This window comes from Actinoplanes sp. NPDC051633, from assembly GCF_040681735.1.
In the GTDB taxonomy this organism is placed as follows: Bacteria; Actinomycetota; Actinomycetes; order Mycobacteriales; family Micromonosporaceae; genus Actinoplanes.
The window spans coordinates 1-8195 of sequence record NZ_JBFAZH010000241.1; the positions used below are offsets into that span (position 1 = coordinate 1).

General features: G+C 71.2%; 7 protein-coding genes. 4 read left to right on the forward strand and 3 right to left on the reverse strand.

Features of this window, described 5'->3' with window-relative positions:
- Positions 1–653, reverse strand: a 653-nt coding sequence (locus tag AB0M20_RS15915) for a uroporphyrinogen-III synthase (protein ID WP_364298649.1), incomplete at its 3' end; no start/stop codon positions are given.
- Between the two features lie 575 nt (positions 654–1228).
- On the opposite strand from AB0M20_RS15915, the gene rplM reads away from it, so the two are divergent.
- The 3 genes from rplM to glmM all read left to right on the forward strand — a co-directional run bounded on the left by rplM (position 1229) and on the right by glmM (position 3696).
- A complete protein-coding gene (gene rplM / locus AB0M20_RS15920) occupies positions 1229–1672 on the forward strand; it encodes a 50S ribosomal protein L13 (protein ID WP_364298651.1) in 444 nt (147 codons plus the stop codon).
- Positions 1673–1692: 20 nt separating this feature from the next.
- Positions 1693–2262: a 30S ribosomal protein S9 gene (rpsI, locus tag AB0M20_RS15925; protein WP_364298653.1), complete on the forward strand. Its 570-nt coding sequence runs from the start codon at positions 1693–1695 to the stop codon at positions 2260–2262.
- Between the two features lie 81 nt (positions 2263–2343).
- Positions 2344–3696 carry a phosphoglucosamine mutase gene (gene glmM / locus AB0M20_RS15930; protein WP_364298655.1) on the forward strand — a complete coding sequence of 451 codons (1353 nt, stop codon included), beginning with the start codon at positions 2344–2346 and terminating at the stop codon, positions 3694–3696.
- A gap of 13 nt (positions 3697–3709) precedes the next feature.
- Here the strand turns inward: glmM and AB0M20_RS15935 are convergent, their stop codons facing one another.
- Both AB0M20_RS15935 and AB0M20_RS15940 read right to left on the reverse strand, forming a co-directional pair.
- The gene (locus AB0M20_RS15935; protein WP_364298661.1) at positions 3710–4876 is read right to left on the reverse strand and encodes a pyridoxal phosphate-dependent aminotransferase; all 1167 of its coding nucleotides are present in this window, start codon (positions 4874–4876) and stop codon (positions 3710–3712) included.
- On the reverse strand, positions 4876–5808 hold the full coding sequence (locus AB0M20_RS15940) for an MmpS family transport accessory protein (protein WP_364298657.1): 933 nt from the start codon (positions 5806–5808) through the stop codon (positions 4876–4878). The genes AB0M20_RS15935 and AB0M20_RS15940 overlap by 1 nt, the downstream gene beginning before the upstream one ends.
- 233 nt (positions 5809–6041) lie before the next feature.
- On the opposite strand from AB0M20_RS15940, the gene glmS reads away from it, so the two are divergent.
- Positions 6042–7925, forward strand: a complete 1884-nt coding sequence (glmS, locus tag AB0M20_RS15945) for a glutamine--fructose-6-phosphate transaminase (isomerizing) (protein WP_364298659.1) — start codon at positions 6042–6044, stop codon at positions 7923–7925.
- Positions 7926–8195: the final 270 nt, after the last annotated feature.

Consider the following 8195-nt stretch of genomic DNA (forward strand, 5'->3'; position numbering starts at 1 on the left):
AACGTGACGGCGTCGACCAGCCGCCCGGCGACCAGATCGACCAGTCGGTGCAGCGGCGCGGGGTCGGTCGGCGGCGCCCAGCGGTAGACCGGCACCTCGATGATCCGGGCCCCGGCCGCCTGCAACGCCTCGGTGTACTCCGGCTGCGACTCCCCGTGCAGCTGGATCGCGATCGTGCGGCCGATGATCCCCCGATCGGTGAGGTGGTCGACGACCTCCTCGAAGCTCTCGCCCTCGGGCGCCCACTGGTCGCGCAGCCCGGCCGCCCGGACGGCGGCCCGCGCCTTCGGGCCGCGTGTCACCAGGTAGGCCCGCGCCAGCACCGTGCGCAGCGGATCGGCCAGGCCCCAGCCCTCGGCCGCCTCCAGCCAGCCGCGCATGCCGATGCCGGTGCTGACCAGCACCACGTCGGGCGGCGTCGCCAGGCAGGCCCGGGTCGCCGCGCGCAGCTCCGCGTCGTCCGCGATCGGCACGATCCGCAACGCCGGCGCGAGCACCACTCGGGCGCCCCTGTTCTCCAGGAGGCCCGCCAGCTCGTCGCGGCGCCGGTCCGCGGTCACGCCGACGGTGTAACCGGACAGGGACGCGGCCGGGGCGGCCAGGGCCGACGCCCCGAGCACCGCCCGTCTGCCCGCCCCCGTGCGGTCCGTCATCCGTCGCGCTCCGTCATCCGTCGCGCTCCGTCATCCGTCGCGCTCGAAAAGCCGCGGTGTGGCCGGCCGGTCCACCGAAGGGCACGCCCAAGAAGTGCTGTCCTCGACGTCGACCCGCTCCCATGTCGCGCCTGCGCTCCCTGCCGTACCTCCGGCCGGCGCACACCGCGGCTCTCCTCTGCCGGGCTCGCGCCCGGCGGTCACCGTCAGGTCCGTCCTCAACCCTGACGGTGGCTTGCGTGTGATGCCTCCCACGATCGCGGGCGTCCGGCCCGTCGAGGTAGCAGCATCACCAACCATGGTGGAAGCGTGCCGGTGGTGAATTTCGGCGTTGCGTCCCGTTTGTTTCGAGCCTGCTAAGAGGCTCAGGACGGCCTTCCCGACCCGCCGTCGGGGTTCGCGGGGATGCGGGTATCCTGGGAGAGTCATCTATTCCGGTGCCGTTTTGACCGCGCCGCCGACGGCCGGGTATTGTTGCCTGCTGTTGTGCGAAGCTGACGAGTGCGCCCCTTTCGGGCGTTCTCGAGGTCGACCAGCGCGCGCCCCCAGAACCGACGACGAGACAAGGTATTTCTGTGCGTACGTACAGCCCGAAGCCGGGTGAGATCGAGCGTCAGTGGCACATCATCGACGCTTCCGACGTCGTCCTGGGTCGCCTGGCCACTCACACCGCCACCCTTCTGCGTGGCAAGCACAAGCCGACGTTCGCGCCGCACGTCGACACCGGTGACTTCGTGATCATCATCAACGCCGGCAAGGTCGCGCTGACCGGCAACAAGCGGCAGACCAAGGTGGCGTACCGGCACTCCGGCTACCCCGGTGGCCTCAAGCAGGTCGGGTATGACGAGCTGCTGAGCAAGCGCCCGGAGAAGGCGATCGAGCTGGCCGTCAAGGGCATGCTCCCGCACAACAAGCTGGCCCGGCAGATCATCAAGAAGCTGAAGGTCTACCCCGGCGCCGAGCACCCGCACGCTGCGCAGCAGCCCAAGCCGTTCGAAATCACCCAGGTCGCGCAGTGAGCGCGGGAGAAGGCAGCAGCATGACCGACACCACCGAGCCCGAGGTCGCCGAGACCGTCGAGACGCCCGCCGAGGCGCCGGCCGAGGCGCCCGCCGAGGCGCCCGCTGACGCCGAGACCGTCGTCGTGGTCGAGGAGCCCGCCGAGACCGTCGTCGTGGTCGAGACGCCGGCGCCGGCTCCGGTCCGCGCCCCTCGCCCCGGTGACCGTCCCATCCAGACCGTCGGCCGCCGCAAGGAGGCCATCGTCCGGGTGCGCCTCATCCCCGGCACCGGCAAGATCACCTGCAACGGCCGCGAGCTCGAGGCGTACTTCCCGAGCAAGGTGCACCAGCAGCTGATCCGTGAGCCGCTGGTCACGACGGAGAAGGCGGAGGCCTTCGACGTCATCGCCAACCTCCGCGGCGGCGGCATCACCGGCCAGGCCGGTGCGCTGCGCCTGGGCATCGCCCGCGCGCTGATCACGAGCGAGCCCGATGATCGGCCCGCGCTGAAGAAGGCCGGCTTCCTCACCCGCGACGCGCGGGTCAAGGAGAGCAAGAAGTACGGCCTCAAGAAGGCCCGTAAGGCTCCGCAGTACTCGAAGCGCTGATCTTCCGGACCGGCGGGGTGCGACCCTGATCATGGGTGCGCACCCGGCCGTTTCGTGTTTTCGCATAGACAAGGAGCTCCCATGGGCCGACTCTTCGGTACCGACGGTGTACGTGGTCTCGCGAACGGTGATCTGACCCCGGAACTCGCGCTAGCCGTGGCCGTCGCGGCCGGCAAGGTGCTGATCGAGAGCGACAGCAGTCACCAGCCGCTCGCCATCGTCGGCCGGGACCCGCGGGCCAGCGGCGAGATGCTGGAGGCCGCGGTGGTCGCCGGTCTCACCAGCGTGGGGGCGAACGTGGTGCGGGTCGGCGTGCTGCCGACGCCGGCCGTCGCGTTCCTGGTCGGGCAGGCGAACGCCGACCTGGGCGTGATGCTCTCGGCCTCGCACAACCCGATGCCCGACAACGGCATCAAGCTCTTCGCCGCCGGCGGCACGAAGCTGCCGGACGAGCTGGAGGAGCGCATCGAGGCGGCGATCAAGGACGGGCACGGCCGGGTCGGCCGGCCCACGGGCGCCCAGATCGGCCGCGTGCACGACCTGCTGGACGGTGCGGAGCACTACGTGCAGCACCTGGTCGCGTCGACGCCGCACCGGCTGGACGGCATCAAGGTCGTCGTCGACTGCGCGAACGGAGCGGCGAGCGAGGTCGGGCCCACCGCGTACGAGGAGGCGGGTGCCGAGGTCATCGCCATCCACGCCGACCCGGACGGGCTGAACATCAACGACAACTGCGGCTCCACCCACCTCGAGGCGGTCCGCGAGGCCGTCCTGGAGCACGGCGCCGACCTCGGCATCGCGCACGACGGCGATGCGGACCGGTGCCTCGCGGTGACCGCGTCCGGCGAGGTGGTGGACGGCGACCAGATCATGGCGATCCTGGCGCTGGCGATGCGCGACGCGGGGACGCTGACCGAGGACACGCTCGTCGCCACGGTGATGAGCAACTTGGGACTGCGCCTGGCCATGAAGCAGGCCAACATCAAGATGATCGAGGCGAAGGTCGGCGACCGCTACGTGCTCGAGGAGCTGGCGGCCGGCGAGCTGGCGCTGGGTGGCGAGCAGAGCGGGCACATCGTGATGCCGGCCTACGCGACGACCGGCGACGGCGTGCTGACCGGCCTGCACCTGATGGCCCACCTCGCGTCGTCGGGCAAGTCGCTGGCCGACCTGGCGGCGGTCCTGCACAAGCTGCCGCAGGTGCTGATCAACGTGCGGGTGGCCGACCGCGACGCCGGGGCAGCGGCGCCCACCGTGCAGGCCGCGGTGGCGCTGGCGGAGGACGAGCTGGGCGAGACCGGGCGGGTGCTGCTGCGGCCGTCGGGGACCGAACCGCTGGTGCGGGTGATGGTCGAGGCGGCCACCGAGGAGCAGGCTCGCTCGGTGGCGGAGCGGATCGCGGCCGAGGTGAGCGCGGCCAGCCCGGCCTCCTAACGATCCGGCCGCTTCAGAGCCCGGCCAGGCGCTTGGCGGCCTCGTCGATCACCTCTTCGCGTTTGCAGAAGGCGAAGCGGATCAGGTGCCTGCCCTCGTCCTTGTGGTCATAGAAGACCTGGGTGGGCACCGCCACCACGCCGCAGCGCTCCGGAAGCTCGCGGCAGAAGTCGACGCCGTCCGTCCCACCCACCGGGGTGATGTCGGCGGTGACGAAGTAGGTGCCCTCGGACGGCAGTACCCGGAATCCCGCCTCGACGAGCCCCGCGGTGAGCCGGTCGCGCCGGGACTGAAGCCCGCTGCGGAAGTCGGCGTAGTACTCGTCCGGCAGGCCGAGCGCGACCGCGACGGCCGGCTGCAGCGGCGAGCCGTTGACGAAGGTCAGGAACTGCTTCACCCGCTGGGCCGCGGACACCAGGGCGGCCGGGCCGGTGGCCCAGCCGATCTTCCAGCCCGTGCAGGAGAACGTCTTGCCGGCCGAGGAGATGCGCAGGGTGCGCTCGCGCATGCCGGGCAGCGTCGAGATCGGCACGTGCGGCTCGGCGTCGGTGAAGGCCAGGTGCTCGTAGACCTCGTCGGTGACCGCGTACACGTCGTGCTGCGTGCAGAGCGACGCGATCAGCGTGAGCTCGTCGCGGGTGAAGACCTTGCCGGTCGGGTTGTGCGGAGAGTTGAGCAGCACCAGCCGGGTCCGTGGGCCGAACGCCGCGCGCAACTCGGCCTCGTCGAAGAGGTACCGCCCGTCCGGGCCGGGCCGCAGCGTCACCGGCCGCCGGACCGCGCCGGCCAGCGTGATCGACGCCGCGTACGAGTCGTAGTAGGGCTCGAAGCACACCACCTCGTCGCCGGCCTCGCACAGCCCGAGAATGGCGGCGGCGATCGCCTCGGTTGCGCCGGCGGTCACCACCACCTCGGTGTCGGGGTCCACGGTCAGGCCCCAGAACCGCTGCTCGTGCGCCACGATGGCGGCCCGCAGGGCGGGGATGCCGGGCAGCGGCGTGTACTGGTTCGCCCCAGACCGCAACGCCTCGGCGGCCGCGGCGAGCATCTCCGGCGGGCCGTCGGTGTCCGGGAAACCCTGGCCCAGGTTGATCGAACCGGTGCGCACCGCCAGCGCCGACATCTCGGAGAAGATCGTCGTGCCGAACGGGCGCATGCGCTCGACCAGCGGGTCGGTCATCACGCCACCGTCCCCCAGCATGACACCGCGGCGTACGGCCCCGTGTCGGTCTTCGTTACGACCTCCTTGCCGTCCACCTTGACCCGGCACTTGATCTCGCCGTCGTCGCCGCCCGTGCGCACGGCGGTCACCGACACCACCAGTGCCCCCGTCAGCTTGGCCGAGAACTTCCACGGCAGCTTCACGCCGCTCGCCTGCTTGGCGCCCTCGGCCAGGTCCTCGGTGTAGACCACGTTGGCCGGGCCCTCGCCGCTCACCTCGTAGGTCACCGACACGTCCTTGCCGACGCCGGGCAGCCCGGGCAGGTCGGTCGGCAGGCCGGTGGGCAAACCGGGCAGGTCTGGGAGGTCGGTCGGCAGGCTGGGTATATCGGTCGGCAGCCCGGGGCCGTCGGTGGGCAACGCCGGCAGCGTCGGGTCGGTGATCGGCTTGACCACCTCCTTGGCCTTGTTGCTGACGTTGCGCACGGCCAGCACCCCTGCAGTGCCGATGCCGCCGCAGAGCAGCAGCGTGACCGCGATGATCACGGCGATCAGCGGGGTGTTGCTCTTGCGCGGCGCCGGGGGCGGCGGGCCGGGCGGATAGCCGGGGGCATATCCCGGCGGCGGACCGTAGCCGCCCTGCTCGGGTGGCGGGCCCGGCGGCGGGTAGTCGCCCGAAACCGGCGGGAACTGGGAGGTCGGCGGGTACGGCTCGAAATCCGGCCCGGCCGGCGGCGGTGCGGCGTAGCCGGGCGCGTAGGCGGGCTGTGCGGGTGCGCCGCTGCCCGGAGCCGCCGGCCCGCCCGAGGACGGCATCGCGGTCGGGTCGGTCGGGTAGGGCACCGAGGGCGTGCCGGGTGCCTCAGCGGCCGGTGGCTGTGTGCCGTCCGGCTCGGGTGGACCGTAGGGCCGGGGCGGGCGGTAGGGGTCGGGGGGCGGTTGACTACTCACGTCGTCTCCCAGGACGGGCGCACATCATGCTGCGGAAGCCGACGGTACGCCCTTCGGGCTACAGATCCGTCACACCGGCCCCGCCGGGCGGCGTGCCGCCGGTCCGGTACGTCCGGCTTGATGTCTTTAGTCGCCGGACCCGCTGTCCGATCGGCTATTTCAATCACATACGATGCGCGAAAGTATGGCTCTTGCGCATGACGCGTGAGCGAACGTCGGCTACGCTGCCCCACATGTGTGGGATCGTGGGTTACGTCGGGAATCGTCCGGCGATCAGTATCGTGCTCGACGGCCTGCGCCGGCTGGAATACCGCGGATATGACTCCGCCGGTATCGCCGTCATCGATGGCGGCGCCGTCCGCACCGAGAAGCGGGCCGGCAAGCTGGCGAATCTCGAGAAGGCCCTGGCCGAGAGGACCGGTGACGGCATCGGCACCGGCGTGACGGGCATCGGGCACACTCGCTGGGCCACGCACGGCGGCCCGACCGACCGTAACGCACACCCGCATCTCTCCGGCGACGGCCGGGTCGCGGTCATCCACAACGGCATCATCGAGAACTTCTCCCGCCTGCGCGCCGAGCTCGAGGCGACCGGCGTCGAGTTCCACAGCGACACCGACACCGAGTGCGCGGCCCACCTGCTCGCCGCCGAGATGCGCACGCTGCGCGCGGCGGGTGAGGCGGACGGACCGGCGCTGCTGGCCGAGGGCATGCGGCGCACCGTGCGCCGGCTCGAGGGCGCCTTCACCCTGCTCGCGGTCAATGTGGAGGTGCCCGACGCGGTGGTCGCCGCGCGCCGCAACTCGCCGCTCGTGGTCGGCTGCGGCGACGGTGAGAACTTCCTGGCCAGCGACGTCTCCGCCTTCATCGAGCACACCCGCGAGGCGATCGAGCTGGGACAGGACCAGGTCGTGCTGATCACCCCCGACGGCGTCGAGATCACCGACTTCCTGGGCGGCCCGGCGGAGGGCAAGCAGTTCCACATCGACTGGGACGCGTCGGCCGCCGAGAAGGGCGGATACGACTACTTCATGCTCAAGGAGATCGCCGAGCAGCCGCAGGCGATCGCGGACACGCTGCTGGGCCGGCTCTCCGACCGCGGCGAGATCGTGCTCGACGAGGTCCGGCTCACCGACCAGGACCTGCGCGACGTGGACAAGGTCTTCATCATCGCCTGCGGCACGTCGTACCACTCCGGCATGGTCGCCAAGTACGCGATCGAGCACTGGGTGCGCATCCCCTGCGAGGTCGAGCTGGCGAGCGAGTTCCGATACCGCGACCCGATCCTGGACCGGTCCACGCTGGTCATCGTGATCAGCCAGTCCGGCGAGACGATGGACGCGCTGATGGCGCTGCGCCACGCCAAGGAGCAGAAGGCGCGCGTGCTGGCGATCTGCAACACCAACGGCTCGACCATCCCCCGTGAGTCGGACGCCGTGCTCTACACCCACGGCGGGCCGGAGATCGCCGTCGCGTCCACCAAGGCCTTCCTCACCCAGCTCGTCGCCTGTTACCTCATCGGCCTGCACCTGGCCCAGATCCGCGGCGTGATGTACGCCGACGAGGTCGCCGCCGTGGTCTCCCGCCTGCAGCGCACCCCGGACCTGCTGCGCGACCTGCTGGCCGGGATGGAGGACGTCCGCGCCCTCGCCCGCGACCTCAAGACCGCCTCGACCGTGCTCTTCATCGGGCGGCACGTCGGCTTCCCGGTCGCCCTCGAGGGCGCCCTGAAGCTGAAGGAGCTCGCCTACATGCACGCCGAGGGCTTCGCGGCCGGCGAGCTCAAGCACGGCCCGATCGCGCTGATCGACGAGGGCACCCCGGTGGTCTGCATCGTGCCGTCGCCGGCCGGCCGCGGGGTGATCCGCGACAAGGTCGTCTCCAACATCCAGGAGGTGCGCGCCCGCGGCGCCCGCACCATCGTCATCGCCGAGGAGGGCGACGACGGGGTCGCCGCATACGCCGACCACCTGATCCTCGTGCCGCGCACGCCCACCCTGCTCGCCCCGCTGATGACCGCCGTGCCGCTGCAGATCCTCGCCTGCGAGATCGCCGCCGTCCGGGGCCACGACGTGGACCAGCCGCGCAACCTCGCCAAGTCGGTCACGGTCGAGTAGGCCGCTCACCACACCCACCACCCTCACCACCCCTCGCCCAACCGGCGGGCGGTGACCTCGTCCGCCTCCGCGGCGATCCGCAGAGCCGCCCCGATCTCGGCGGTCGCCCGGTTGGCGGCCTCGATGATCGGGGCGGTCTCGTAGGCCGACCGGAACAGCGCGTCCGGATCCGGCGGCTTAACAATCCCAAAACTTGTCGAATGGTCGGCTTAATAGCTCACGCTATGCCGACATTCGTCTCCAAGTTTAGTTAAGGGTTCTTCTCAACAT

Excerpts from the sequence above, each read along its gene's own strand:
- rpsI (WP_364298653.1), top strand. The coding sequence starts at position 1,693 with ATGACCGACACCACCGAGCCCGAGGTCGCCGAGACCGTCGAGACGCCC.
- glmM (WP_364298655.1), top strand. The coding sequence starts at position 2,344 with ATGGGCCGACTCTTCGGTACCGACGGTGTACGTGGTCTCGCGAACGGT.
- AB0M20_RS15935 (WP_364298661.1), bottom strand. The coding sequence starts at position 4,876 with ATGACCGACCCGCTGGTCGAGCGCATGCGCCCGTTCGGCACGACGATC.
- glmS (WP_364298659.1), top strand. The coding sequence starts at position 6,042 with ATGTGTGGGATCGTGGGTTACGTCGGGAATCGTCCGGCGATCAGTATC.